Source organism: Pelomonas caseinilytica (assembly GCF_021353235.1).
Classification (GTDB): Bacteria; Pseudomonadota; Gammaproteobacteria; order Burkholderiales; family Burkholderiaceae_C; genus Pelomonas; species Pelomonas caseinilytica.
Genome location: NZ_JAJTWT010000002.1, coordinates 690,034 through 715,668, shown reverse-complemented (window position 1 = coordinate 715,668; position 25,635 = coordinate 690,034). Strand labels below are relative to the sequence as shown.

General features: G+C 72.1%; 28 protein-coding genes. 22 read left to right on the top strand and 6 right to left on the bottom strand.

The genetic code is table 11. From position 1 onward, the window contains the following. Positions 1-7: 7 nt before the first annotated feature. The 6 genes from LXT12_RS07010 to LXT12_RS06985 are packed head-to-tail and all read right to left on the bottom strand — an operon-like array spanning position 8 to position 5,001. Positions 8-688 (bottom strand): HAD-IA family hydrolase, encoded by a 681-nt coding sequence (locus tag LXT12_RS07010; RefSeq protein ID WP_233390708.1) that lies wholly within the window; start codon positions 686-688, stop codon positions 8-10. Further along, positions 685-1,380 (bottom strand): ribulose-phosphate 3-epimerase, encoded by a 696-nt coding sequence (gene rpe / locus LXT12_RS07005; protein ID WP_233390707.1) that lies wholly within the window; start codon positions 1,378-1,380, stop codon positions 685-687. The genes LXT12_RS07010 and rpe overlap by 4 nt, the downstream gene beginning before the upstream one ends. Continuing rightward, the gene (locus LXT12_RS07000) at positions 1,377-2,183 is read right to left on the bottom strand and encodes an HAD-IA family hydrolase (protein ID WP_233390706.1); all 807 of its coding nucleotides are present in this window, start codon (positions 2,181-2,183) and stop codon (positions 1,377-1,379) included. Before LXT12_RS07000 ends, rpe begins: the two co-directional genes overlap by 4 nt. Continuing rightward, on the bottom strand, positions 2,173-3,078 hold the full coding sequence (gene cbbX, locus LXT12_RS06995) for a CbbX protein (protein ID WP_233390705.1): 906 nt from the start codon (positions 3,076-3,078) through the stop codon (positions 2,173-2,175). The genes LXT12_RS07000 and cbbX overlap by 11 nt, the downstream gene beginning before the upstream one ends. Positions 3,079-3,088: 10 nt before the next feature. Continuing rightward, on the bottom strand, positions 3,089-3,508 hold the full coding sequence (locus LXT12_RS06990; protein ID WP_233390703.1) for a ribulose bisphosphate carboxylase small subunit: 420 nt from the start codon (positions 3,506-3,508) through the stop codon (positions 3,089-3,091). Positions 3,509-3,534: 26 nt separating this feature from the next. Further along, positions 3,535-5,001, bottom strand: coding sequence for a form I ribulose bisphosphate carboxylase large subunit (locus tag LXT12_RS06985; RefSeq protein ID WP_233390702.1), 1,467 nt, complete (start codon positions 4,999-5,001; stop codon positions 3,535-3,537). Positions 5,002-5,103: 102 nt separating this feature from the next. Between LXT12_RS06985 and LXT12_RS06980 the strand changes: the two genes are divergently transcribed. From LXT12_RS06980 to LXT12_RS06870, 22 genes are all read left to right on the top strand, one after another. Beyond that, positions 5,104-6,105: a LysR family transcriptional regulator gene (locus tag LXT12_RS06980; RefSeq protein ID WP_233390701.1), complete on the top strand. Its 1,002-nt coding sequence runs from the start codon at positions 5,104-5,106 to the stop codon at positions 6,103-6,105. Beyond that, entirely contained in the window at positions 6,102-7,403 is a 1,302-nt protein-coding gene (locus LXT12_RS06975; protein WP_233390700.1) for a DUF3422 family protein, read from the top strand. Before LXT12_RS06980 ends, LXT12_RS06975 begins: the two co-directional genes overlap by 4 nt. A gap of 247 nt (positions 7,404-7,650) precedes the next feature. After that, positions 7,651-8,739 (top strand): hydrogenase small subunit, encoded by a 1,089-nt coding sequence (locus LXT12_RS06970; RefSeq protein WP_233390699.1) that lies wholly within the window; start codon positions 7,651-7,653, stop codon positions 8,737-8,739. Positions 8,740-8,756: 17 nt separating this feature from the next. Continuing rightward, positions 8,757-10,613, top strand: coding sequence for a nickel-dependent hydrogenase large subunit (locus LXT12_RS06965; RefSeq protein ID WP_233390698.1), 1,857 nt, complete (start codon positions 8,757-8,759; stop codon positions 10,611-10,613). Between the two features lie 23 nt (positions 10,614-10,636). After that, a complete protein-coding gene (locus LXT12_RS06960; protein ID WP_233390697.1) occupies positions 10,637-11,242 on the top strand; it encodes a HupE/UreJ family protein in 606 nt (201 codons plus the stop codon). 25 nt (positions 11,243-11,267) lie between these two features. Next, positions 11,268-12,002, top strand: coding sequence for a Ni/Fe-hydrogenase, b-type cytochrome subunit (gene cybH, locus LXT12_RS06955; RefSeq protein ID WP_233390696.1), 735 nt, complete (start codon positions 11,268-11,270; stop codon positions 12,000-12,002). A gap of 44 nt (positions 12,003-12,046) precedes the next feature. Then, positions 12,047-12,478 (top strand): HigA family addiction module antitoxin, encoded by a 432-nt coding sequence (locus tag LXT12_RS06950; protein ID WP_233390695.1) that lies wholly within the window; start codon positions 12,047-12,049, stop codon positions 12,476-12,478. A gap of 20 nt (positions 12,479-12,498) precedes the next feature. Next, positions 12,499-13,167: a HyaD/HybD family hydrogenase maturation endopeptidase gene (locus tag LXT12_RS06945; RefSeq protein ID WP_233390819.1), complete on the top strand. Its 669-nt coding sequence runs from the start codon at positions 12,499-12,501 to the stop codon at positions 13,165-13,167. A 3-nt stretch (positions 13,168-13,170) separates the two neighbouring features. Next, entirely contained in the window at positions 13,171-13,983 is an 813-nt protein-coding gene (gene hypC, locus LXT12_RS27110) for a HypC/HybG/HupF family hydrogenase formation chaperone (protein WP_419964761.1), read from the top strand. A 15-nt stretch (positions 13,984-13,998) separates the two neighbouring features. Further along, complete coding sequence (locus LXT12_RS06930; protein ID WP_233390694.1) at positions 13,999-14,862, top strand: hydrogenase expression/formation protein; 864 nt, start codon at positions 13,999-14,001, stop codon at positions 14,860-14,862. Further along, positions 14,859-15,071, top strand: coding sequence for a rubredoxin (locus LXT12_RS06925; protein WP_233390693.1), 213 nt, complete (start codon positions 14,859-14,861; stop codon positions 15,069-15,071). Before LXT12_RS06930 ends, LXT12_RS06925 begins: the two co-directional genes overlap by 4 nt. Next, positions 15,068-15,547 (top strand): [NiFe]-hydrogenase assembly chaperone HybE, encoded by a 480-nt coding sequence (hybE, locus tag LXT12_RS06920; protein WP_233390692.1) that lies wholly within the window; start codon positions 15,068-15,070, stop codon positions 15,545-15,547. The genes LXT12_RS06925 and hybE overlap by 4 nt, the downstream gene beginning before the upstream one ends. 73 nt (positions 15,548-15,620) lie before the next feature. Further along, positions 15,621-16,736, top strand: a complete 1,116-nt coding sequence (locus tag LXT12_RS06915; protein ID WP_233390691.1) for a hypothetical protein — start codon at positions 15,621-15,623, stop codon at positions 16,734-16,736. Beyond that, positions 16,729-17,073, top strand: a complete 345-nt coding sequence (locus LXT12_RS06910; RefSeq protein WP_233390690.1) for a hydrogenase maturation nickel metallochaperone HypA/HybF — start codon at positions 16,729-16,731, stop codon at positions 17,071-17,073. Before LXT12_RS06915 ends, LXT12_RS06910 begins: the two co-directional genes overlap by 8 nt. Before the next feature lie 10 nt (positions 17,074-17,083). Next, positions 17,084-18,013: a hydrogenase nickel incorporation protein HypB gene (gene hypB, locus LXT12_RS06905; RefSeq protein ID WP_233390689.1), complete on the top strand. Its 930-nt coding sequence runs from the start codon at positions 17,084-17,086 to the stop codon at positions 18,011-18,013. Then, positions 18,013-19,122: a Kae1-like domain-containing protein gene (locus tag LXT12_RS06900; RefSeq protein WP_233390688.1), complete on the top strand. Its 1,110-nt coding sequence runs from the start codon at positions 18,013-18,015 to the stop codon at positions 19,120-19,122. Before hypB ends, LXT12_RS06900 begins: the two co-directional genes overlap by 1 nt. Then, positions 19,113-19,331, top strand: coding sequence for a HypC/HybG/HupF family hydrogenase formation chaperone (locus LXT12_RS06895; RefSeq protein WP_233390687.1), 219 nt, complete (start codon positions 19,113-19,115; stop codon positions 19,329-19,331). The genes LXT12_RS06900 and LXT12_RS06895 overlap by 10 nt, the downstream gene beginning before the upstream one ends. 46 nt (positions 19,332-19,377) lie before the next feature. Beyond that, positions 19,378-20,526 (top strand): hydrogenase formation protein HypD, encoded by a 1,149-nt coding sequence (gene hypD, locus LXT12_RS06890; RefSeq protein ID WP_233390686.1) that lies wholly within the window; start codon positions 19,378-19,380, stop codon positions 20,524-20,526. Further along, the gene (hypE, locus tag LXT12_RS06885; protein WP_233390685.1) at positions 20,523-21,578 is read left to right on the top strand and encodes a hydrogenase expression/formation protein HypE; all 1,056 of its coding nucleotides are present in this window, start codon (positions 20,523-20,525) and stop codon (positions 21,576-21,578) included. Before hypD ends, hypE begins: the two co-directional genes overlap by 4 nt. Before the next feature lie 134 nt (positions 21,579-21,712). Further along, positions 21,713-23,161 (top strand): sigma-54-dependent transcriptional regulator, encoded by a 1,449-nt coding sequence (locus tag LXT12_RS06880; RefSeq protein ID WP_233390684.1) that lies wholly within the window; start codon positions 21,713-21,715, stop codon positions 23,159-23,161. Between the two features lie 5 nt (positions 23,162-23,166). Continuing rightward, positions 23,167-24,177 (top strand): NADH-quinone oxidoreductase subunit B family protein, encoded by a 1,011-nt coding sequence (locus LXT12_RS06875; RefSeq protein ID WP_233390683.1) that lies wholly within the window; start codon positions 23,167-23,169, stop codon positions 24,175-24,177. Then, positions 24,174-25,634 (top strand): nickel-dependent hydrogenase large subunit, encoded by a 1,461-nt coding sequence (locus tag LXT12_RS06870; protein ID WP_233390682.1) that lies wholly within the window; start codon positions 24,174-24,176, stop codon positions 25,632-25,634. Before LXT12_RS06875 ends, LXT12_RS06870 begins: the two co-directional genes overlap by 4 nt. Position 25,635: the final 1 nt, after the last annotated feature.

Here is a 25,635-nt window from a genome sequence, read left to right as displayed (position 1 = left end):
CTGGTTTTCAAGTCATGGGGGCGGGCTGCTGCAGCCGCGCGAGCAGGTCCTGCGGGGCGTCGAGCCGCCAGGCATCGGCCGCGGGTCCGGGGGCGGGCCCGTAGCCCCATCCCGCCCAGGCCGCACGGCAGCCGGCGGCGCAGGCGGCCTGCAGGTCGGCGGGGCCGTCGCCCACCATCAGCAACGCGGCCGGCGGCAGGTCCAGGCCCTGCGCCGCCTGCTCGATCAGCCGTGGCGAGGGCTTGCGCTCGGCGGGTGTGTCGGCGCCGTGGACGGCGGAGAGATGGCCCAGCAGTCCGGCGGCATCGAGCACGGCGCGTGCCAGCGGCGTCGGCTTGTTCGTGACGACCACCAGCGGATGCGCCTGCGACAGCGCCCGCAGCAGCGCCGCCACGCCGGGGTAGGGCGAGCCCTGGGCGGCAGCCGCGCGCAGCGTGGCGGCGTCGAAGTCGCGGCGCAGCCGCCAGGCGAGGGTGGCGGGGCTGACGCCGTCCAGCGCCGAGGCCCGCAGCGCGCGGTGGACGAGGGCATCCGGCCCGTCGCCGATCCAGCCGCGCACGGCGGCCACGTCGAAGCCGGGCAGGCCGGCACGGGCCAGCGCGTCGTTGAGTGCGAGGGCGACGCCGGCGGCGCTGTCCACCAGCGTGCCGTCGAGGTCGAAGGCGATGGCGCGCAGGCGCTCGCTCATGGCCGGCCTCCGGCGGCCTCGCCGCGCAACGCGGCGATGGCGCCACGGTAGTCGCTGCCGCCGAACACGGCCGAGCCGGCCACGACGGTGTCGGCCCCGGCGGAGACGACGCGGCGGATGTTGCGCGGGTTGACGCCGCCGTCCACCTCCAGCCAGATGTCGCGCCCGCTGGCGTCGATGCGCTTTCGCAGCAGCTCGATCTTGGGCAGGCTGCTCTCGATGAAGGCCTGGCCGCCGAAGCCCGGGTTGACGGACATCAGCAGCACCAGGTCGAGCCGGTCCATCACGTGGTCGACGAGGTGCAGCGGCGTGGCGGGGTTCAGCGCCAGGCCGGCCTTCATGCCGAGGGAGCGGATCAGCTGCAGGCTGCGGTCCACGTGCAGGCTGGCCTCGGGGTGGAAGCTCACGAGCGAGGCGCCGGCCTCGGCGAACAGCGGGATCAGCGCGTCCACCGGTTGCGCCATCAGGTGCACGTCGATGGGCACCGGCCCGCCGTCGGCCGTGCGGCAGTGCGGCCGGATCGCCTGGCACACCATCGGCCCCACCGTCAGGTTGGGCACGTAGTGGTTGTCCATCACATCGAAGTGGATGAGGTCGGCCCCGGCGTCGATGACGGCGCGGACCTCCTCGCCCAGGCGGGCGAAGTCGGCGGACAGGAGGCTGGGGGCGATGCGCAGGGTGGGGGCGTTCATGGCGGGAGGCCGCGGTACAGGGCCTGCAAGGGAGTGAGGGAAGGGGGCGGGCTGGCGAGCTCGCACAGCTCCTCGAAGCGCAGCCAGGCGGCGGTGCCGAGCTGGCAGCCGGGCTCGCCGGCCAGCGGCGCGTCGGGCCCGCCCAGGCCGGGCAGCACCAGGCCGGCGGCGGTGAAGTCGCCGCCCTCGGTCCAGAAGGTGGGCGTCACCAGCGTCCACAGGCCCGCGCCGGTGGCGGCGCGCAGGCCGTGGACCGAGTCCTCCAGCGCGACGGCCCGTTCCGGCGTGAGGCCCAGCGTGGCCAGGGCCAGGCGGTAGATGTCGGGCGCGGGCTTCTTGGCGCGCACCTGGTCGCCGCAGGCGACGACGGCGAAGAGGTCCAGCCCGCGGGGGCCGAGGGTGGCGGCCAGCAGGGCATGGATGTTGGCCGCCGTCGTGGTGCTGGCGATGGCCAGGCGGCAGCCCGCTTCCACGGCCTCGTGCACGAGGCGGGCCACGCCCTCGCGCAGCGGCACGCCGCCGTCCAGCACGGCCGAGGTGTAGAAGCGCGTCTTGTCGGCGTGAAGGGTGGGCACCAGGGCGCGCAGGCGGGCGCGCTCGGCCGGAGGCAGGGGCAGGCTGTCGATGTAGCTGGCGATGCGCTCCTTGCCGCCGCTCACCTCCAGCAGGCGGCGGTAGTCGCTGCGGCTCCAGCTCCAGCCCAGGCGGTGGCGTTCGAAGGCGAGGTTGAAGGCCACGCGATGGGCCTCTTCGGTGTCGGCCAGCGTGCCGTCGACGTCGAAGACCAGGGCTTCAATCGCCATCGCGGGCCTCCTGCATCGCGAAGACGCGGCTGGCCAGCACGTCGCCAGCCTGCAGCGTGCAGAGCTGCTCCCGGGTCGGGGCGGTGCCGGCCGTGAACAGCCGGGTGGCGTGGCGCAGGCGCATGCGGTCCAGCGCGTTGCGGATGGAGCGGGCGTTGGCGAAGTGTGGCTGCCGGCGGCGCAGCGCCACGTAGCGCGCGAAGGCCGGCGCCGCCTCGTCGTCGAAGCGGTAGTTGAGCTGCTCCAGCATCAGCCCGGCGATCTGCATCAGCTCGGGCTCGCTGTAGTCGGGGAAGTCGATGTGGTGGGCGATGCGCGACGCCATGCCCGGGTTGCTGGAGAAAAAGGTCTCCATGCGGTCGCGGTAGCCGGCCAGGATGACGACGAGGTCGTCGCGGTGGTTCTCCATGACTTGCAGCAGGATCTCGATGGATTCCTGGCCGTAGTCCCGCTCGTTCTCGGGCCGGTAGAGGTAGTAGGCCTCGTCGATGAAGAGCACGCCGCCCATGGCCTTCTTGACGATCTCGCGTGTCTTGGGCGCGGTGTGGCCGATGAACTGGCCCACCAGGTCGTCCCGCGTCACGGCCACGAGGTGGCCCTTGCGCACATAGCCGAGCTGCCTGAGCACGGCGGCCATGCGCAGGGCCACCGTCGTCTTGCCCGTGCCGGGGTTGCCGGTGAAGCACATGTGCAGCGAAGGCGGCGTGGACTGCAAGCCCTGCGCGGCACGCAGCTTGTCGACGAGCAGCAGGGCCGCGATGTCCCGGATGCGGCCCTTGACGGGCGCGAGGCCGACCAGCTCGCGGTCGAGCTGGGCCAGCACCTCGCGCACGCCCGAGCTTTCGAGCAGCTCGGCGGGCGTTGGGTCGGCAGCGGGCGAGGGCAGGGCGTTCATGTCCGTGACCTCAGTAGCGTTGCCCTTCGGGCGCGCGCTGGACCGAGTAGCTCTCGATGGCATAGCGCACGGTCCGGCCCGGCTCCTCGGTGCGGACCAGCCGGAAGCCCGGCTCCACCGCGGGGCGGTTGACGATGAAGGACAGCACGACCGACTCGGTGCCGTGCGAGGAATCGAAGGCGGTCAGCCGGATGTACTGGTTCGGGAAGGCCTCGCGGCAGCGCTGCAGCTCCAGCATCACGCCGGCGGCGTCGCCGATGTCGAACATCGGGTTGCCGAACATCTCCCAGTAGGTGTTGCGGGGATGGGGGTCGTCGGTGGTCTCGATGCCGATGGCCCAGCCGCGGGACAGGCAGTGGTCGAGCTGCCGGACGATCTGCGCGTCGCTGAGGTCGGGGAGGAAGGAGAAAGTGCCTTGGGTGAGTCGCATGATGGCGTCCTGGTGGGTCGGAAGGCTCAGGCCACGGAGGCCGTGGGCAGGTAGTCGGAGGTGTCGGTCGGCGCGTAGTCGAAGCTCACCTCGCCCCAGGTCTGCAGCGCCGCCGCCAGCGGCGTGCACCAGCGCGCGGCCTCGCGCAGGATCTCCGGCCCCTCGGCGCGGATGTCGCGCCCCTCGTTGCGGGCCAGCACCATGGCTTCGAGGGCCACGCGGTTGGCCGTCGCGCCGGCCTGGATGCCCTGGGGGTGGCCGATGGTGCCGCCGCCGAACTGCAGCACCACGTCGTCGCCGAACAGGTCCAGCAGCTGGTGCATCTGGCCGGCATGGATGCCGCCCGAGGCCACCGGCATGACCTTGCGCAGGGCGCCCCAGTCCTGGTCGAAATGGAGGCCGCGGGGCAGGTCGACCACCGTGCGCGTGTCACGGCAGACGTTGTAGTAGCCCTGCACGGTCAGCGGGTCGCCCTCGAGCTTGCCGACGGCGGTGCCGGCGTGGATGTGGTCGACCCCCGCCAGGCGCATCCACTTGGCGATGACGCGAAAGCTCACGCCGTGGGTCTTCTGCCGCGTGTAGGTGCCGTGGCCCGCGCGGTGCAGGTGCAGGATCATGTCGTTCTGCCGGCACCAGTGGCTGAGCGACTGGATGCCGGTATAGCCCACGACGAGGTCGACCATGATGACCACGGAGCCCAGCGACCTGGCGAACTCGGCGCGTCGGTACATCTCCTCCATCGTGCCGGCGGTCACGTTGAGGTAGCTGCCCTTGACCTCGCCGGTGGCGGCGCTGGCCTTGTTGACGGCGTCCATCACGAAGAGGAAGCGGTCGCGCCAGTGCATGAAGGGCTGGGAGTTGATGTTCTCGTCGTCCTTCATGAAGTCCAGCCCGCCCTTGAGCCCCTCGTAGACGACGCGGCCGTAGTTGCGGCCCGACAGGCCGAGCTTGGGCTTGGTGGTCGCGCCCAGCAGGGGGCGGCCGAACTTGTCCAGGCGCTCGCGCTCCACGACGATGCCGGTCGGCGGGCCGGCGAAGGTCTTGACATAGGCCACCGGGAACTTCATGTCCTCCAGCCGCGCGGCCTTCAGCGGCTTGAAGCTGAAGACGTTGCCGATGATGGAGGCGGCGACGTTGGTGATGGAGCCTTCCTCGAAGAGGCTGAGGTCGTAGGCGACGTAGCAGAAGTACTGGCCGGGGTTGTTGGGCACGGGGTCGACCCGGTAGGCCTTGGCGCGGTACATGTCGCAGGCCGTCAGGCGGTCGGTCCAGACCACGGTCCACGTGGCGGTGCTGGACTCTCCGGCCACGGCGGCGGCGGCCTCGATGGGGTCGACCCCGTCCTGCGGCGTGATCCGGAACAGGGCCAGCACGTCGGTGTGCCGGGGCTGGTAGTCGGCGTCCCAGTAGCCCATCTGCGCGTACTTGAGGACGCCCGCGGAGTAACGCTTCCTCGCGTCGGTGATCTGCGTGGCTTCTGTCATGTTGCCCATGGGCGCTCTCCTTGATCGGGACGGTGGCGATGGACGCGAATGTAGGGACGCGAATACATTCGCAATAGTTAATTCTTTTGCGCCACTCATTGGCTTTTACTGATGCTGAAGAACGCCACCTTCCGCCAGCTCGCCGCCTTCCATGCGGTCGCGCGCCTGGGCAGCGTCTCGCGCGCCGCGGGCGAGCTGCACCTGACCCAGCCGGCCGTGTCCATCCAGCTCAAGCTGCTGGAGGAAAGCGCCGGCGCGCCGCTGCTGGAGCGCGCGGGGCGGGGCATCCGGCTGAGCGCGGCAGGGGAGGTGATGGCCGGCTACGCGGCGCGCATCCTCGACCTCTGGCGCGAGGCCGGCGACGAGATGGCGGCCCAGCACGGCGTCTTCTCCGGCACGTTGCGCGTGGGCGCCGTGACGACGGCCGAGTACCTGCTGCCGCCGCTGCTGGTGGCCTTCGCGGGCGAGCACCCGCACGTGAAGGTCAAGCTGCACGTGGGCAACCGCGACGAGATCGTCGCCATGCTGGGCGGCCAGGAGGTGGACATCGCCATCATGGGCCGGCCGCCCGGCGAGCTCAAGACCACGGCCGTCGCCTTCGCCAAGCACCCCATGGCCTTCCTGGCCTCGCCGCACCACCCGCTGATGTCCCGGCGCAGGCTCTCGCTGGCCGACCTGCACGATGCCAACCTGCTGGTGCGTGAACGCGGTTCGGGCACGCGCACCACGCTGGAGCGGCTGCACAAGGACGCCGGCCTGCCGCTGCGCATCGGCTCGGAGATGTCCAGCAACGAGGCCATCAAGCAGATGTGCGTGGCCGGCTTCGGCGCGGCCTTCCTGTCGCTGCACACCTGCGGGCTGGAGCTGCAGGCCGGGCTGCTCGGCCTGCTGCCCATGGCCGGCAACCCGCTGGAGCGGGAGTGGTATGCCATGCACCTGGCCTCGCGCCGGCTGCCGCAGGTGGCCTCGGCCTTCAAGCAGTTCCTCGCCGACGAGGGACAGCGTCTCATCCTCGAACAATTGCGCGGCGGGCCGGCCGGCGCCGGCACCGCCGTCCCCCGCCGGCGCTCCACGACGGCGCAGGCACGCAATGTGCGGAAGGAAAAGGCATGAACCTCCTGCCCTCCACCCAAACCCTGGCCCTGCCGCGCGAACTGCCGCAGCGCCAGCGCCTGGCCGACGAACTCCACGCCCGGCCCTTCGAAACCCTGGCCAGCCCCGGCCGCGTGCTCTCTGTGGCCACGCTCCGGACCGACGCGGCCCAGGACGCACTCTGCCTGGCCCATCTGGCGGAGCTGGCGGCCCTGGACCCGGCCGCAGGCGCCATCGGCGGCCCCACCCACCAGCGCCTGCAGTGGCGTGGGCTGCGCATCAAGTGGGAGCGGCACACCGAGTTCTTCAGCCTGAGCGTGTTCTGCGAGGCGGCGCAGGGCGGCGCCTTCGACACTGCTTGGCTCGGCGTGCTGCCCGAAGGCTGGCTGGCCCGCCTGCCGGGCGAGATGGTGTCGGCCACGCTGGTGGCCTTGCTGCCCTGTGCCGGCGAGCCGCCCCACGTGCGCGAGGTGGCGCCGCTGTTCGGCAGCGAGCCCGTGGTGGGCAACCGCGTGGCCGACGGCGCCGCCACGGTGGTGACCGACCTGCGCAGCGTCGGCGGCCTGACCCGCTACCTGGTGTTCGACCACGCCCTCAACCGCCGCCGCGCCGGCCGCACGGTGCAGCGCCTCGTCGAGATCGACACCTATCGCATGATGGCCCTGCTGAGCCTGCCGCTGGCCTCGCGCCGCATGGGCGAACTGGGCGCCGAGGAGGCGCAGCTGGCCTCGCTGATGGAGCGCTTCCGCGGCGCCGCCGAAGGCGACGAGGCGCTGCTGGGCGAGCTGGTGGCCCTGGCCGCCCGCGTGGAGCATGCCCTGGCCGACCACGGTGCGCGCTTCTCCGCCACGCGCGCCTATGCAGGCATCGTGGAGCGCCGCATGGCGGAGCTGCGCGAGGCCGTGGTGCCGGGGCTGCAGCCGCTGTCGGAGTTCCTGCACCGGCGCTTCAGGCCCGCGGTGGAGAGCTGCACCGCGACGGCGGCGCGGCAGGCGGAGCTCTCCAAGCGCATCGCCCGCGCGGCCCAGCTGCTGCAGACGCGCTCCGAGGTCGAACGCGAGCGGCAGAACCAGTCGCTGCTGGCCTCGCTGGACCGGCGCCAGGGCCTGCAGCTGCGGCTGCAGGAGATGGTGGAGGGACTGTCAGTCATCGCCATGACCTACTACGGCGTGGGACTGGCCGCCTATGCCCTCAAGCCGCTGGCCAAGGCCCTGGGCGCGAGCGAAGCCTGGGTGCTGGGCGCGGCGGTGCCCTGCGTCGCGCTGGCGGTGGTGCTCAACCTGCGGCGCCTGCGGCGCGGCCTGGCCTCGGCGCACTGAGGCCTGTCGGCACCGCGCTGCAAGCGCCGCTTCCGGTGCGGCGCCATGGCTGGAAGCGCTGCTTGCAGCGAGGCCGCGGCGGCGCCTCGGGCCGGGAATTTTTCTTGAGCCATATCAAGGGCTTGCGGCGCGCTTTCGGTGTTTTCCCTGGACGGCGCGGAACTGGCGCGCGACTTGTAAGAAGGCTGTCACCCGCCGCGGAGGCGGCCCCGACAACAAGCCCGTACAGGCCAGGAGACAAGCCCAGATGGAAACCTTCTACGAGGTCATGCGCCGGCAAGGCATCTCGCGCCGCAGCCTGCTGAAGTACTGCTCGCTCACCGCCACGTCGCTCGGCCTGGGCCCGGCCTTCGTGCCGCAGATCGCCCACGCCATGGAAACCAAGCCGCGCACGCCGGTGCTGTGGCTGCACGGCCTGGAGTGCACCTGCTGCTCCGAGTCCTTCATCCGCTCGGCGCACCCGCTCGCCAAGGACGTGGTGCTGTCCATGATCTCGCTGGACTACGACGACACCCTGATGGCCGCCGCTGGCCACCAGGCCGAGGCCATCCTTGAAGAGATCATGACCAAGTACAAGGGCAACTACATCCTGGCCGTGGAGGGCAACCCCCCGCTCAACCAGGACGGCATGAGCTGCATCATCGGCGGCAAGCCCTTCATCGAGCAACTCAAGCATGTGGCCAAGGACGCCAAGGCCATCATCAGCTGGGGCAGCTGCGCGAGCTGGGGTTGCGTGCAGGCCGCCAAGCCCAACCCGACGCAGGCCACGCCGGTGCACAAGGTCATCTTCGACAAGCCCATCATCAAGGTACCGGGCTGCCCGCCCATCGCCGAGGTGATGACGGGCGTCATCACCTACATGCTGACCTTCGACCGCATCCCCGAGCTGGACCGCCAGGGCCGCCCGAAGATGTTCTACAGCCAGCGCATCCACGACAAGTGTTACCGCCGGCCCCACTTCGACGCCGGCCAGTTCGTCGAGGCCTTCGACGACGAGTCCGCGCGCAAGGGCTACTGCCTCTACAAGGTCGGCTGCAAGGGCCCCACCACCTACAACGCCTGCTCCACCGTGCAGTGGAACGCCGGCACCAGCTTCCCCATCAAGGCCGGCCACGGTTGCATCGGCTGCTCGGAGGACGGCTTCTGGGACAAGGGCTCGTTCTACAACCGGCTCACGGACATCCACCAGTTCGGCATCGAGGCCAATGCCGACAAGGTGGGCGCCACGGCCGCCGGCGTGGTGGGGGCCGCCGTGGCGGCCCATGCCGCCGCCTCGGCCATCAAGCGTGCCGCCCACAAGCGCGAGCCCAGCAACGACACGACCACCAAGGTCTGACAAGAGCGAGACAAGACATGGGTGCTTACGAAACTCAAGGCTTCAAGATGGACAACTCCGGGCGGCGCATCGTCGTCGACCCGGTGACCCGCATCGAGGGCCACATGCGCTGCGAGGTCAACGTCGACAGCAACAACGTCATCCGCAACGCCGTCTCCACCGGCACGATGTGGCGCGGCCTGGAGGTCATCCTCAAGGGTCGCGACCCGCGCGACGCCTGGGCCTTCGTCGAGCGCATCTGCGGCGTGTGCACGGGCTGCCATGCGCTGACCTCGGTGCGCGCCGTGGAGGACGCCCTCGGCATCACCATCCCCAAGAACGCCTACCTGATCCGCGAGATCATGGCCAAGACGCTGCAGGTGCACGACCACGTCGTCCACTTCTACCACCTGCATGCGCTGGACTGGGTGGACGTCGTCTCGGCGCTCAAGGCCGACCCCAAGAAGACCAGCGAGCTGCAGCAACTGGTGTCGCCCTCGCACCCGCTGTCCTCGCCCGGCTACTTCCGCGACATCCAGAACCGGCTGAAGAAGTTCGTCGAGAGCGGCCAGCTCGGCCCCTTCATGAACGGCTACTGGGGCAGCAAGGCCTATGTGCTGCCGCCCGAGGCCAACCTGATGGCCGTGACCCACTACCTCGAGGCCCTGGACCTGCAGAAGGAATGGGTCAAGGTGCACACCATCTTCGGCGGCAAGAACCCCCACCCCAACTACCTGGTGGGCGGCGTGCCCTGCGCCATCAACCTCGACGGCAACGGCGCCGCGGGCGCGCCCATCAACATGGAGAGGCTGAACTTCGTCGAGGCCCGCATCCGGGAAATGATCGAGTTCAACAACAACGTCTACCTGCCGGACGTGCTGGCCATCGGCACGATCTACAAGCAGGCCGGCTGGCTGCACGGCGGCGGCCTGTCGGCCACCAACGTGATGGACTACGGCACCTACGAGAAGGTCATGGGCGACCACGCCACCCAACAGCTGCCCGGCGGCGCCATCCTGGGCGGCAACTGGGACGAGATCCACGCCGTCGACCCCCGCGACCCCGAGCAGGTGCAGGAGTTCGTGGCCCACAGCTGGTACAAGTACGCGGACGAAGCCAAGGGCCTGCATCCCTGGGACGGCGTGACGGAGCCCAACTACCAGCTCGGCGCCAAGACCAAGGGCACGCGCACCGCCATCGAGGAGATCGACGAGAGCGCCAAGTACTCGTGGATCAAGTCGCCGCGCTGGCGCGGCCATGCCGTCGAGGTCGGCCCGCTGTCGCGCTACATCCTCGGTTACGCGCATGCCCTGAAGGGCCACAAGCACGCCCAGCGCGTCAAGGAGCAGGTCGAGAGCTCGGCCCGCATCGTCAACACCGACTTCCCCAAGGCCCTGGGCCTGCCGACGACCGACTACACGGCCAAGCAGCTGCTGCCCACCACCATCGGCCGCACCCTGGCGCGCTGCCTCGAGTCGCAGTACTGCGGCGAGATGATGCTGGAGGACTACAAGGAGCTGGTCGGCAACATCAAGGCCGGCGACCTCGCCACCGCCAACGTCGACAAGTGGGACCCCTCCACCTGGCCCAAGGAGGCCAAGGGCGTGGGCACGGTGGCCGCGCCGCGCGGGGCGCTGGGGCACTGGATCCGCATCAAGGACGGCCGCATCGAGAACTACCAATGCGTCGTGCCCACCACCTGGAACGGCTCGCCGCGCGACGCCAAGGGCCAGATCGGCGCCTTCGAGGCCAGCCTGATGAACACGCCCATGGTCAACCCCGAGCAGCCGGTGGAGATCCTGCGCACGCTGCACTCTTTCGACCCCTGCCTGGCCTGCTCCACGCACGTGATGAGCCCGGACGGCCAGGAACTCACCACCGTCAAGGTGCGCTGAACCCCACAAGAACAGGAGACGACATGACACGATTCAACTCGCTGGCCCGCCGCGGCGGCATCGCCATGCTGGCCCTGCTCGCCGGCACTGCGCAGGCCCATCCCGGGCATGACGCTTCCGGCCTGGCCGCCGGCCTCGCCCATCCCTTCGCCGGTTTCGACCACCTGCTGGCCATGGTGGCCGTGGGGCTGTGGTCGGCCGCCGCGCTGCCTGCGGGCCGGCGCGTGGCGGGCCCGGCCGTCTTCCTGGCGATGCTGCTGCTGGGCGCGGCGCTGCCGCGGTTCGGCCTGCAGCTGCCGGGGCTGGAAGCCGGTGTGGCGGTGAGCGTTGCCGCCCTCGGCGCGCTGATGATCGCGGCCCGTTCGACGGCGCTGCGCCTGCCGGTGCCGGCAGGCCTGGCTCTCGTCGGCGTGGCTGCGCTGCTGCACGGCATGGCGCACGGAGCCGAGCTGGCCGCCGGCCAGTCGTTCGCGGGCTATGCAGCAGGGTTCATGGCAGCCTCGGCGCTGCTGCACGGTGCAGGCCTGGCGGTCGGCGGCTGGCTGCAGGCCGGCCGCGCCTGGGCCTGGCGCGCGACCGCGGGCCTGGTGGGCTTCAGCGGCCTGGCCCTGCTGGCCGGGCGCCTCTGAGCCGGCCACCACAGGAGGGCACGCCATGTCCGACACCACCACCCACCACGGCCTGAGCCGCGACGACATCACCGACGCCGGCGAAGTCGCCGCCGCGCGCTCCATCAAGTCCGTCTACGTCTACGAGGCGCCGGTGCGCGCCTGGCACTGGGTCAACGCCGCCGCCATCGTCGTGCTGGCCCTGACCGGCTATTTAATCGGCTCGCCCCTGCCCACCCAGCCCGGCGAGGCCAGCGCCAACTTCCTGATGGGCTACATCCGCTTCGCCCACTTCGCCGCCGGCTACGTGCTGGCGGTGGGCCTCATCGGCCGGCTCTACTGGGCGGCGGTTGGCAACCACCACGCCCGCGAGCTGTTCTGGGTGCCGCTGCTGCAGCGGGCCTACTGGGCGGAGCTGTGGGGCATGGTGAAGTGGTATGCCTTCGTCAGCCCGCGGCCGGGCCGCTTCGTGGGCCACAACCCGCTGGCGCGGCTGGCGATGTTCTTCGGCTTCTTCCTGCTGACCGTCTTCATGCTGGTCACCGGCTTCGCCCTCTATGCCGAGGGCTCGCAGGCGGGCTCGTGGCAGGACCGGCTCTTCGGCTGGGTCATCCCGCTGTTCGGCCAGTCGCAGGACGTGCACACCTGGCACCACCTGGGCCTGTGGGCCATGGTGGTCTTCGTCATCCTGCACGTCTACGCCGCCATCCGCGAGGACATCATGGGCCGCTCCAGCGTGGTCAGCACCATGATCTCCGGCCATCGAACCTTCAAAGATTGACGTCCGTGAGCCCCTCGTCCAGCCCTGCTCCGCTGAACGCGGGCATGCCCGGTCGGTCCCCCGAGGGGACGGCGATGCCCGGCGGCGCGACCGCCGAGCACATCGCCAGCGCGGGCCGGCTTGGGAGCGGCCCGGCGCTCGGCCCGCAGGCGGAGCCCACCCGTCGCGGTCTGCGGCACCCGCCGGCGGGCGTGCCCGTGCGCCTGCCGACCCACCCCGGCCGCTTCCTGCAGCGGCACTACCTCGCGCCGCTGGCGCTCTCGCAGAGCGACGCGGCCCGGCGCCTGGGCATGTCGCGGCGACGCCTGCACGAGATCGTGCACGGCCAGCGCGCGGTGTCGCCCGACACTGCCCTGCGCTGCGCCCTGGTGTTCGGCAGCGACGCCGCCTTCCTGCTGGCGCTGCAGTCCGCCTGGGACAGCTTCCACGCCTGGAAGCAGATGCGCTCCCGGTCGCGCCTCGCCTCCCACCCCTGATCCGCCTTGCCATGAGTCCGATGCGCCCCGATTCGCCCGAAAACGCCTGTCACCCCTACGGTGACACCTCCGAGACGATCTGCGTGCTCGGCATCGGCAACGTGCTGTGGGCCGACGAAGGCTTCGGCGTGCGCTGCATCGAGGCCCTGCAACAGCGCTACGAATTCGCGCCCCACGTGCAGCTCGTCGATGGCGGGACCCAGGGCCTCTACCTCGTCCAGCACGTGCAGCAGGCCGGCCGCCTGCTGATCTTCGATGCCATCGACTACGGCCTGGCGCCCGGCGCCCTCAAGCTCGTCGAGAACGAGGACGTGCCCCGCTTCATGGGCGCCAAGAAGATGAGCCTGCACCAGACCGGCTTCCAGGAGGTGCTGATGCTGGCCCAGCTGACCGAGCGCTACCCGAAGGAGGTGCTGCTCGTCGGCTGCCAGCCCGAGGAGATCGACGACTACGGCGGCAGCCTGCGGCCGGTGGTCAAGCAGGCGCTGGAGCAGGCCCTGGCCGTCGGCGTCGAGGCCTTGCGGCGCTGGGGTGCCCAGCCGGTGCCGCGGCAGCGCCCGCTCAGCGAGGTCGAGACCGTGACCTTCGCCGAGCTGGCCCTGGGCCGCTACGAAGCCCAGCGCCCGCCCGAGGCCCTGGCCTGCCGCAGCGGCGACGAGCGCTTCATGCCTGCGCGGCAGGAGACCTGACCGATGTGCATCGGCATTCCCATGCAGGTGCTGGCCATCGAGCCCGGCCATGCGCTGTGCGCCGGCCGCGGCGAGCGGCGCCGGGTGCGCACCGCCCTCGTCGGCGAGCCGCGGCCGGGCGACTGGCTGCTCGTCTTCCTGGACAGCGCCCAGGAGCGCATCGACGCCGGGCGTGCCGGCGAGGTGAACGCCACGCTGGACCTGCTGGCCGCCGTGCAACTGGGCGAGGGCGGCGGCGCGGACGCGGCCTTCGTGCTGCCCTCGCAACTGAGCGCCACCGACCTGGCCGCCCTGACTGGCGCCGCCCCCCCAACCGGAGACCGTCCGATGAACACCGAATCCCTGCTGACCCTGCCCGTGCAGGCGCCCCAGGCCCTGCCCGACACCTCGCCCCTGGTCAGCCGCCTGGCCGAGTCCTTCGGCGCCAGTTGGGTGGACGCCGACACCCTCGACGCCTGGGCCGCCCAGGGCGGCGACCGCGTCGTGCTCTTCGCCGGCGACGCGGTGCGCTTCCCCGAGGGCCAGGACGTCGCCGTGGTGCTGCCCGAGCTGCAGCGCAGCCTGCCCGGCCGCTTCCAGATCGGCGTCGTCCGCCGGCAGGACGAGGACGCGCTGGCCCGCCGCTTCGGCTCGCAGCGCTGGCCCACGCTGCTCTTCCTGCGCGACGGCGCCTACGTGACGACGCTGTCGGGCATGCACGACTGGGACGTCTTCCTGCGCAAGACCGAGGAGGCCCTGGCCATGCCGGTCTCGCGCGTGCCCGGCATCGGTATCCCCCTCGTCGCCGCCGGCGCCAGCGACGCGGGCTGCCACTGAACCACCGGACACGACATGAAAGACTTTCCCATCCCCGTGCGCGTCATCGGCCCCGGCAGCCAGGCCGAGGACGAAACCCTGGCCTACATGCCCATGCCCCAGGGCATGGAGACCTTCCGCGCGCCGCTGCTGCCCGAACCCGCGGAAATGGCCGCCCGCCACCGCGCCCATGCCGCGCTGCGGGACACCCTGGCCCAGCTCGAAGCTGTCTGCGAGGGCGGCGGCAACCGCCGCGTCGACCTCGCCGGCCTCGCCGAGGAAGACCTGGCCCTCGTCAACCAGGTGCTCGGCGAGGGCGAGGTCAGCGCCATCGTGCAAGGGGGCCATGCGCAGGTGCAGGTCCAGGTGCAGGAGGCGGTGTTCGCGGGCGTGTGGCGCGTCGTGACGACGCTGGACGGCCGCGTCGTGTCCGACGTCGTCGAACTCGGCCACGTGCCCGAGGTCCTGAAATCCACGGCCCGCGAGGACGTCGAGCCGGCCGTGCCGCGCTGGCAGGGGGCGCTGCCGCCGAACGTGCAGAACGCGCCCGCCCTGCTGGCCGAGATCGAGGACCAATGGCGCGTCTGGCGCCCGGGCCAGCCGGCCCACGTCGTCAACCTCACCCTGCTGCCCGTCTCGGTGGAGGACATCGGCTTCCTCGACCACCACCTCGGCACCGGCCGCGTGCTCATCCTCTCGCGCGGCTACGGCAACTGCCGCATCACCAACACGCTGCGTCCCAACACCTGGCGGGTCGTCTACTACAACTCGCAGGACGTGGTGATCCTCAACACCGTCGAGGTCAGCGAACTGCCCGAAGTGGCACAGGCGGCCGTCGAGGACCTGCAGGACTCGCAGGAGCGGTTGCGCGAGGTGCTGGCCTGGGTGGAGGGCACATGAGTTTCGAGGGCAGCTACCTGGGCGACGCGGCGCGCCTGCCCGCGCAGGCCCGGCTCGAGTGCAAGATCTGCTGGTGGGTCTACGACCCGGCCGTGGGCGACGAGGTGTGGCAGGTGGCGCCCGGCACGGCCTTCGCCGACCTGCCGTCCTGGTGGCGCTGCCCGCAGTGCGACGGCGAGGCCGAGCAGTTCATGGTGCTGACGACATGAATGCGCTGACCGCCCGCGTGCAGGCCCTGCAGGCGCTGTTCCGCCACGTCGAGAGCACGCGCATGGCGGGCGTGCCGGTGCTGAACCGGGCCCTGTGCGTCGAGGCCGTCGGCTTCGAGCCGGTGGCCGGCGAACCGGGCGAGGCTCCCGCGGCCATGGGCGTGCTGCTGACACCCTGGTTCATGAACCTCGTCTGGCTGCCGCTGCAGCCCGAGGCGACCGAGGCCGGCGTGGGAAGGACGCGGCTGCGCCGCATCGGCGACACGTCCTTCGAGTTCATCGGCGGCCACGAGCCCGGCTTGGGCGCCTACGAGGCCTGCTCGCTCGCCTCGCCCATGTTCGACTTCGCCGACCAGGACCAGGCTCGCGCCACCGCCCGGGCGGTGCTGGCCGAGCTGCGGCCGGCGGCGCCGCCCGTCTCGAAGGGGCGCCGCGGCTTCCTGTTCGGCCGCTCGACCGCGGAGGCGGGGCCATGAGCGCCGCGCCGGGTCGCCCCAAGCAAGCTCATTCCCGCTCGGCGGGAAAGGCCGAAGGCCGAAGGGTGCACCAATGAGCGGCCTGGACCGCCTGGCGGGCGTGCTGCGGCTGCGCCCCTGGGCTCCCCGCCCGGGCAGCGTGCGCAACGAACGGCCCGACTGGGCGGGCACGCTGGCGCGCGGCAGGTTGCCGGCCGAGGTGCCCGGCTTGCTAGCCAGCCTCTACAGCCTGTGCGGACACGCCCATCGGCTGTGCGCGCAGATGGCGCTGCAGGCGGCGGAACGGGGCGAGGCGCCCGCCGATGCCGCCGCGGCCCGCACGCTGCAGCACGAGACCCTGTGCGAGCACGCCCGGCGCATCGGCCTGGACTGGCCCGCAGCGCTGTCGCCCGCCGCCGCAGGCGACGCGACCCGGTCGCTGCAGGCCTGCCCGCCGCTGCGCTCGCGCGAGGCGGACCTGCGCGACGCGCGCCTCTGGCTGCAAAAGCACCTGCTGGCCATGCCCGCCGCCGACTGGCTGCGGGGCTGGGAAGCCTCGCCGGCCTGGTGGTCCGACTGGAGCACGGCCGGCCACGGCTGGCTGCCGGCCCTGGTGCGCGATGCGCGTGCCGCCGCCGACTGGCCGGTGGCCGCCGCCGAACCGCTGCACGCCCATGCCGGCACCGTGTCGCTGCGCCAGCTGGCCGCCAGCCTGCGCGGCACGCCGGGCTTCAGCCGCCAGCCCCTCTGGCAGGACGACTGCGCCGAGACCGGCTGCTGGACCCGCCTGAACGACGCCGCCCGCCCCCTGCCCGCGACGCCCTGGCAGCGCCTGGGTTCGCGCGTGGCGGAGCTGGTGCGCCTGAGCCTGCCCGACGAGCCCGGCCGCAGCGGCAGCGGCTGGCTGGCCTTCGGCGCGCTCCAGGTGGCGCCGGGCGAGGGCCTGGCCTGGGTGGAGATGGCGCGTGGCCTGCTCGTCCACCACGCCGCCCTGGACGGGGCCGGGCGGGTGGCCGCCTACCAGGTGCTCGCGCCGACGGAGTGGAACTTCCATGCCGAGGGCGCCGTCGCCGCGGCGCTGGAGCGGCTGCGCCCGGCGCATGGGGCTTTCGCCCAGCGCCGCATCGCCGCGCTGATGGCGGCTTACGATCCCTGCGTGCGCTTCGAGGTGGAGTCGCAGCCCATGGAAGAGGAACGCGCCCATGCATGAAGCCAGCCTCGCCGGGGGCATCCTGAAGCTGGTGGAAGACGCCGCGCGGCGGGAAGGCTTCCGGCGCGTCACCGCGCTGCGGCTGGAGGCGGGGCGCCTGGCCGGCGTCGAGGTGCGCGCCCTGCGCTTCGCGCTGGAGGCCATCGCGCCCGGCACGGTGATGCAGGGCGCCGAGATCGCCATCGACGAACCCGAAGGCCAGGCCTGGTGCCTGCCCTGTGCCGCCACCATGCCCCTGGCCCGCCGCGGCGACCCCTGCCCGCGATGCGCCAGCCACCAGCTCCAGCCCACCGGCGGGACCGAGCTGCGCGTGCTTGACCTGTTGGTAGACGATTGAGGAGACGACGATGTGTGTGGTGTGCGGATGCGCCGATGGCGGCGCCGGAACGGCGAAGGCCGACGACCCTGATCATGGCCACGTCCACGTGGACCCCGCGCATGGCGACCTGCACTTCGGTGCCGGCGCGGCGCGTGTGTCGGTGCCGGGCATGAGCCAGGCCCGCACCGTCAAGCTCGAGGCCGACATCCTCGGCGAGAACCGCCGCATCGCGAAGCGCAACCGCCAGCACTTCGAGGCCCACGGCGTGACGGCCCTCAACCTGTTGTCCAGCCCCGGCTCGGGCAAGACCACGCTGCTGTGCGCCACCATCGAGGCGCTGAAGCGGCGGGCGGCGGCGGTCGAGGTCGCCGTCATCGAGGGCGACCAGCAGACCAGCTTCGATGCCGACCGCATCCGCGCCACCGGCGCGCCGGCCATCCAGGTCAACACCGGCAAGGGCTGCCACCTCGACGCGCCCATGGTGGCCGAGGCCTTCGCCCAGCTGCACAGCCACGACCACCACCACCATCACCACGGGCACGGCGAAGCGACCGGCAGCCTGCTCTTCATCGAGAACGTCGGCAACCTTGTCTGCCCGGCGCTGTGGGACCTGGGCGAGGCGGCCAAGGTGGTGGTGCTGTCTGTCACCGAGGGCGAGGACAAGCCGCTCAAATACCCCGACATGTTCGCCGTCGCCGAGCTGATGCTGCTGAACAAGGTCGACCTGCTGCCCCACCTGAGCTTCGACGTGCAGCGCTGCATCGACATGGCCCGCCGCGTGAACCCGACGCTGCAGGTCATCCAGCTCTCGGCCACCACCGGCGAAGGCATGGACGCCTGGCTGGACTGGCTGCTCGAATGGACGGCGCCCCGGGACGACGGCCAGGCCGCGCTGCGCGAGCGCGTCGCCGCGCTCGAAGCCGAGCTCGCCCAGGCCCGCGCCGCGCTGGAGAGCTGATGCCGCCCGTCCTCGCCTTCGGCGCCTGGCTGAAGAACGCCGCCTGCCTGCTGGACGGCAGTGCCGCGCAGTGGTCGGCGGTGCACGGCGACCTGGGCGACCCCGCCGCCTGCCGCGCGCTGGACGCCTCGGTGCGCCGGCTGGCCGCCGAATCGCCGCTGCCGGTGGCCGCCGTGGCGCACGACCTGCATCCCGACTTCTTCAGCACGCGGCTCGCATTGGAGCTGGCCGCGGCCTGGGGCGTGCCGGCGGTGGGTGTGCAGCACCACCATGCCCACATCGGCGTCACGCTGGCCGACCACGGCCTGGAGGAGCCCGTCGTCGGCCTGGCCCTCGACGGCGTCGGCCTCGGCACCGACGGCACGGCCTGGGGGGGCGAGCTGCTCTGGGTGGCGCCCGAAGGCTGGCGGCGCCTGGGCGGCCTGTGGCCGCTGCACCTGCCCGGCGGCGACGTGGCGGCGCGCGAGCCCTGGCGCATGGCCGCGGCGGCCCTGCATGCCTTGGGTCGGGGCGGCGAGATCGAGGCGCGCTTCGCACCCGTGGTCGGTGCGACTGCGGCGCGAGGCGTGCAGCGCATGCTGGCCGCGCAACTGAGCTGCCCCGTCACCAGCAGCGCCGGCCGCTGGTTCGACGCCGCCGCGGGAGCGCTCGGCCTGAGCGTGCGCCAGGCGCACGAAGCGCAGGCCGCCATCGCGCTGGAGGCGCTGGCGGCCGGCTGGCTGGAGCATGCCGGCGTGACACCTGCCGACGGCCTCGTCGACCCCGGCGCCCTGGAGCGCCTGGACCTGCGCCCCTTGCTGGCGCGCCTGCTCGACGGCCCCGGCGGCGCCGAGGCGGCGGCCTGGTTCCACGTCTCGCTGGCCGGGGCCCTGGCCGACTGGGCCGCCGCCGCAGCGCGCGAGACCGGCGTCCGCACCGTCTGCCTCGGCGGCGGCTGCTTCTTCAACGCGGTGCTGAGCGCGCGGCTCGCCGAGCGGCTCGCCTCGCACGGCCTGCGCGTGCTCAGGCCGCGCGCCACGAATTGCGGCGATGCCGGCCTGGCCCTGGGCCAGGCCTGGGTCGCCTCCCGCCAGCTCGCCTTCCAAACCGGGACCGTCCCATGTGCCTAGCCATCCCCACCCGACTGATCGAACTCCGGCCTGGCGCCCAGGCCCTCGTGGACCTGGGCGGCATCCGCAAGGAGATCTCCGTGGCCCTCGTGCCCGAGGCGGTCGTCGGCGACTACGTCATCGTCCACGTGGGGCATGCCATCGGGATGATCGACCCCGAGGAGGCCGAGCGCACCTTGCGCATGTTCGGCGAACTGGCAGCGCAGTGACAACCAAAGGCAACCACCTCCGTGGTTGCATTTCCGGATGCCCGACATGAAATACATCGACGAGTTCCGCAATGGCGACATCGCCCGCAGGATCGCCGCCCGGCTGCATGCCGAGGCCCGGCCCGAGCGGTCCTACAGCTTCATGGAGTTCTGCGGCGGCCACACGCATGCCATCTCGCGCTACGGCGTGGCCGAGCTGCTGCCGGCCAACGTGCGCATGGTGCACGGCCCCGGCTGCCCGGTCTGCGTGCTGCCCATCGGCCGCATCGACCTGGCCATCCAGCTCGCGCTGGCGCGCGGCGCCATCGTCTGCACCTACGGCGACACCATGCGCGTGCCGGCCTCCGACGGCCTCTCGCTGGTGCGCGCCAAGGCCCGCGGCGGCGACATCCGCATGGTGTATTCCGGCGCGGATGCGCTGGAGATGGCGCGCCGCGAGCCCGGCCGCGAGGTGGTGTTCTTCGCCATCGGCTTCGAGACGACCACGCCGCCCACCGCCCTCACCATCCGCCGGGCCCGCGAGGAGGGGTTGAAGAATTTCAGCGTGCTGTGCTGCCACGTGCTCACGCCGGCGGCCATCACCCACATCCTCGAGTCGCCCGAGGTGAGGCAGTACGGCACCGTGCCGCTGGACGGCTTCGTCGGCCCGGCCCACGTCAGCATCGTCATCGGCTCGGCGCCCTACGAGCCCTTCGCAGCGGCCTACCGCAAGCCCGTCGTCATCGCCGGCTTCGAGCCCCTGGACGTGATGCAGGCAGTGCTGATGCTGGTGCGCCAGGTCAACGAGGGCAGGGCGGAGGTGGAGAACGAGTTCACCCGCGCCGTCGGCCGCGAGGGCAACCGCCACGCCCAGGCCCTGGTGGACGAGGTGCTGGAGGTGAGGCCGAGCTTCGAGTGGCGCGGCCTCGGGGAGGTGCCGCAGAGCGCGCTGCGCATCCGGCCGGCCTATGCCGAGTTCGACGCCGAGGTGCGCTTCGGGCTGGACTACCGCGCCGTGCCCGACAACAAGGCCTGCGAATGCGGAGCCATCCTGCGCGGCGTCAAGAAGCCCACCGATTGCAAGATCTTCGGCACCGTCTGCACGCCCGAGAACCCGGTGGGCTCGTGCATGGTGTCGTCCGAAGGCGCCTGCGCGGCGCATTACTCGTATGGGCGCTTCCGGGACATCCCGGTGCGCGTGGAGGCCGTGGCATGAGGAAGGACTACATCCGTCCGCTGGACATCAGGAACGGCCGCGTGGACATGAGCCACGGGGCCGGCGGCCGGGCCTCGGCCCAGCTCATCGAGGAACTCTTCCAGGCCGCGCTGTCCAACGAATGGCTGGCCCAGGGCAACGACGGCGCGGCCTTCACCCTGCCGCCCTGCGAGCCGGGCGCGCGCCTGGTGATGGCCACCGACGCCCACGTCGTGTCGCCGCTGTTCTTTCCCGGTGGCGACCTGGGCTCCCTGGCCGTGCACGGCACCATCAACGACGTGGCCATGTGCGGCGCGCGGCCGCTCTATCTGTCGGCCAGCTTCATCCTGGAAGAGGGCTTCCCGCTCGCCGAACTCAAGCGTGTGGTCGACTCGATGGCCGCCGCCTCACGCGCGGCCGGCGTGCCCGTCATCACCGGCGACACCAAGGTGGTGGAGCAGGGCAAGGGCGACGGCGTCTTCATCAGCACGACCGGCATCGGCCTGGTGCCGGCGGGGGTGGACGTGTCGGGGGCCAATGCGCGGCCGGGCGATGTCGTGCTGCTCTCCGGCACCATCGGCGACCACGGCGTGGCGGTGTTGTCCAGGCGCGAGTCGCTGGAGTTCGAGACGACCATCGAGTCAGACTCCGCTGCCCTGCACGGCCTGGTGGCTGACATGCTCGCGGCTGTGCCGGGTGGCGTGCGCGTGCTGCGCGACCCCACCCGCGGCGGCCTGGCCACGACGCTCAACGAGATCGCGCGCCAGTCCGGCGCCGGCATGCTGCTCGACGAGGCCGCCATCCCCGTCAAGCCGCAGGTCGATGCGGCCTGCGAGCTGCTGGGGCTGGACCCGCTCTACGTCGCCAACGAGGGCAAGCTGGTGGCGGTCTGCGCGCCCGAGGCTGCCGAGGCCGTGCTGGCCGCCATGCACGACCATCCGCTCGGCCGCCAGGCGGCGCGCATCGGCGTGGTGGTGGAGGACGCCCACCGTTTCGTGCAGATGGACACCCGCTTCGGTGGCCGCCGCGTGGTGGACTGGCTCAGCGGCGAGCAGCTGCCGCGCATCTGCTGACGCCTCCGTCGCCCGCAGCGACGACTTAAGATGCCCCGCCGGCCGCCGCCGCCGGGCCGCCGCCCGAACCCCGTGTCCCGCATGCGTCCAACTCAGCCCGGTTCCCCTCCTTCCGGTCCCACCGAGGGGGCGGCATGACCCCGCCCCCCTCCCAGCCCGTCGTGCTGGTCGTCGACGACGAAGTGCGGTCCCAGGATGCGATGCGCCGCACCCTCGACGAGGACTTCGCCGTGCTCACCGCCAGCGGCGCCGACGAGGCCCGCCTGCACCTTGAGCGCCAGGACGTGAGCGTCATCCTGTGCGACCAGCGCATGCCTGGCGTCACCGGCGTGGCCTTCCTGAAGGAGGTGCGCGAGCGCTGGCCCGACACGGTGCGCATCGTCATCTCCGGCTACACCGACTCCGAGGACATCATCGCCGGCATCAACGACGCCGGCATCTACCAGTACATCCTCAAGCCCTGGATTCCCGAGCACCTGCTGGGCACGGTGCGCAACGCGGCCGAGGCGCGCACCCTGCAGCGCGACATGAACCGGCTGGACCTGGAGCTGCGCACCAGCACACCGGTGCTGCGCCAGCGGGCCGAGCGCAAGCTCGAGCGCGCCCGCGCCACCTTCGACTTCGATCGCATCGAGCGCCTGCCGGGCAGCCCCATGGACGGCGTCTGTGCCCTGGCCGAGCGCATGGCCCGCGTCGACCTGAGCGTGCTGGTGCAGGGCGAGTCCGGCACCGGCAAGGAGCTGCTGGCGCGCGCCATGCACTACGCCAGCCCGCGCGCGGCCGGCGCCTTCGTCGTCGAGAACTGCGCGGCCCTGACCGACACGCTGCTGGAGTCCGAGCTCTTCGGCCACAAGCGCGGCGCCTTCACCGGCGCCTTCGACGACCACGTCGGCCTCTTCCAGCGGGCCGACGGCGGCACCCTCTTCCTCGACGAGATCGGCGAGACCTCGCCGGCCTTCCAGCTGCGGCTGCTGCGCGTGCTGCAGGAGGGAGAGGTGCGGCCCGTGGGCGCCACCCGCGTGGTGCCGGTGGACGTGCGCGTGATCGCCGCCACCCACCGCGACCTGGAGCAGCGCGTGCGCGACGGCCTCTTCCGCGAGGACCTCTACTACCGCATCGCCTGCGTCACGCTCACCGTGCCGCCGCTGCGCGAGCGTAGCGGCGACATCGGCCCCATCGCCCGCCGGCTGCTGGCCGACGTGGCGCCCGCGCTCGGTCGGGGCCCCGTGCAGCTGGCGGATGAAGCGCTGGCCGCGCTGCTGGCCTACCCCTGGCCCGGCAACATCCGCGAACTGCGCAACGAGATCTCGCGCGCCGTGGCGCTGAGCGATGGCGACGAGGTCGGCGCCGCGGCCTTCTCGTCGCGCGTGCTGCAGGGCCAGGCCGGACGCAGCGTGCAGGCCCAGTCGCCGGTGCTGCCATCCAGCGGCACCCTGGTCGAGCGGCTGGACGCCGTGGAGGCCATGCTGCTGCGCGAGACCCTGCTGCGCCACCGCTGGAACAAGACCCGCGCGGCGGCGGAGCTCGGCCTGTCGCGCGTCGGCCTGCGCGGCAAGATGAAGCGCTTCGGGCTGGAGGATTGATCGGAATGGACGAGCAGGCCTTCAACGTGCTCTGGCTGCAGTCCGGCGGCTGCGGGGGCTGCAGCATGTCACTGCTGTGCGCCGACACGACCGATTTCCACGGGCAGCTGCGCGATGCCGGCATCCGGCTGCTCTGGCACCCGTCGCTGTCGCTGGAGACCGGTGGCGACGTGCTCGCGCTGCTGGACGACGTGCTGCAGGGCCGGGTCCGCCTGGACGCGCTGTGCGTGGAAGGCGCGCTGCTGCGCGGGCCCAATGGCACGGGGCGCTTCCACCTGCTGGCCGGCACCGGCCTGCCGATGATCGATTGGGTGCAGCGCCTGGCCGCCCGGGCCGGCGTCGTCGCCGCCATCGGCAGCTGCGCGGCCTGGGGCGGCATCACCGCCGGCGGCGCCAACCCCACCGACGCCTGCGGCCTGCAGTACGAGGACGAGCGCATCGGCGGCCTGTTGGGCGCGGCCTTCCGCTCCGGGCGCGGCCTGCCGGTCGTCAACGTGGCCGGCTGCCCCACGCACCCGGGCTGGGTGCTCGACACCCTGATGGCCCTGGCCGCCGGCGAGCTGCAGGCCGACGATCTCGACGCCCTCGGCCGCCCGCGCTTGTACGCCGACCAGCTGGTGCACCACGGCTGCACGCGCAACGAGTTCTACGAGTTCAAGGCCAGCGCCGAGAAGCCCTCGGACCTGGGCTGCATGATGGAGCACATGGGCTGCAAGGGCACCCAGGTGCATGCCGACTGCAACACGCGGCTGTGGAACGGCGAGGGCTCGTGCACGCGCGGCGGCTATGCCTGCATCGCCTGCACAGAGCCGGGCTTCCAGGAGCCGGGCCATCCCTTCCACGAGACGCCCAAGATCGCCGGCATCCCCATCGGCCTGCCCACCGACATGCCCAAGGCCTGGTTCGTCGCGCTGGCGTCGCTGTCCAAGTCGGCCACGCCCAAGCGGGTCAAGGTGAATGCCACGGCCGACCATCGTGTCGTCACGCCGGCCATCAAGCGCACCCGACTCAAATGACGCGCCTCATCGTCGGCCCCTTCAACCGTGTCGAAGGTGACCTGGAGGTCACGCTGGACGTGGCCGACGGCCGCGTGCGGGCCGCCCACGTGAACTCGCCCATGTACCGCGGCTTCGAGCAGATCCTGTGCGGCAAGGCGCCCCACGATGCCCTGGTCTACGTGCCGCGCATCTGCGGCATCTGTTCGGTGTCGCAGTCGGTGGCGGCGGCCCAGGCGCTGGCCGACCTGGCCGGCGTGGCCATGCCGGCCAACGGCCGCCACGTCACCAACGCCATCCTCGCCATCGAGAACCTGGCCGACCACCTGACCCACTTCTACCTCTTCTTCATGCCCGACTTCGCCCGCGCCGCCTACGCCGGCCGCGCCTGGCATGGCGAGGCGGTGGCGCGCTTCACGGCCGACCGCGGGGAACAGGTGCGCCAGGCCATCGCCGCGCGGCAGCGCTGGTTCGAGCTGCTCGGCACGCTGGCCGGCAAGTGGCCGCACACCCAGGGGCTGGAGCCGGGCGGCTCGACGCGCGCCGTGGAGCCGGCCGAGCGCACGCGGCTGCTGGCGCGGGTGCGGGAGTTCCGCGGCTTCCTGGAGCGCGAGCTGTTCGGGGGCACGCCGCTCGAAGCCTTCGACGCCCTGGCGAGCGAGGAGGCGCTGTGGGCCTGGCATGCCGCGCAGCCCGCGCGCGGCGACTTCCGCCTCTTCCTGTCCGCCATGCTCGACCCGGCGCTCGCGGCCCTCGGCCCCGGCCCGGGCCGCTACCTCAGCTACGGCGCCTATCCGCGGCCCGAAGGCGGCCATGCCTTCGCCGCCGGCGTGTGGGACGCCGCGCTGCGCCAGCTGCAGCCGCTGGACACGGCCGCCATCCGCGAGGACGCGACGCATGCCTGGCTGTCCGATGCCGGCGGCCCGCGCCACCCGAGCGAGGGCCTGACCCAGCCCGAGGCCGACAAGCCCGGGGCCTACACCTGGAACAAGGCGCCGCGCCTGTCCGGCCAGGTCGTCGAGACCGGTGCCATCGCCCGCCAGCTGGCGGCTGGCCATCCGCTCGTGCACGACGCCGTGGCCCGCCATGGCGGCACGGTGTTCACGCGGGTGCTGGCCCGGGTGCTGGAGCTGGCGCGCGTCGTGCCTCTCATCGAGGCCTGGCTGCAGGCCCTGCAGCCGCAGCAGCCCTATTGCGAGGCCGCGCGGCTGCCGGCCGATGGCGAGGGCATGGGGCTGAACGAGGCGGCCCGCGGCAGCCTCGGACATTGGGTGTCGGTGCGCGGGGGGCGCATTGCCAACTACCAGATCGTCGCGCCCACGAGCTGGAACTTCTCGCCCCGCGACGCGGGCGGCACGCCGGGCGCGCTGGAGCAGGCCCTCGTGGGCGCGCCCGTGCGCGAAGGCGAGGACACGCCGGTGGCCGTGCAGCACATCGTGCGCTCCTTCGACCCCTGCATGGTCTGCACCGTGCACTGAG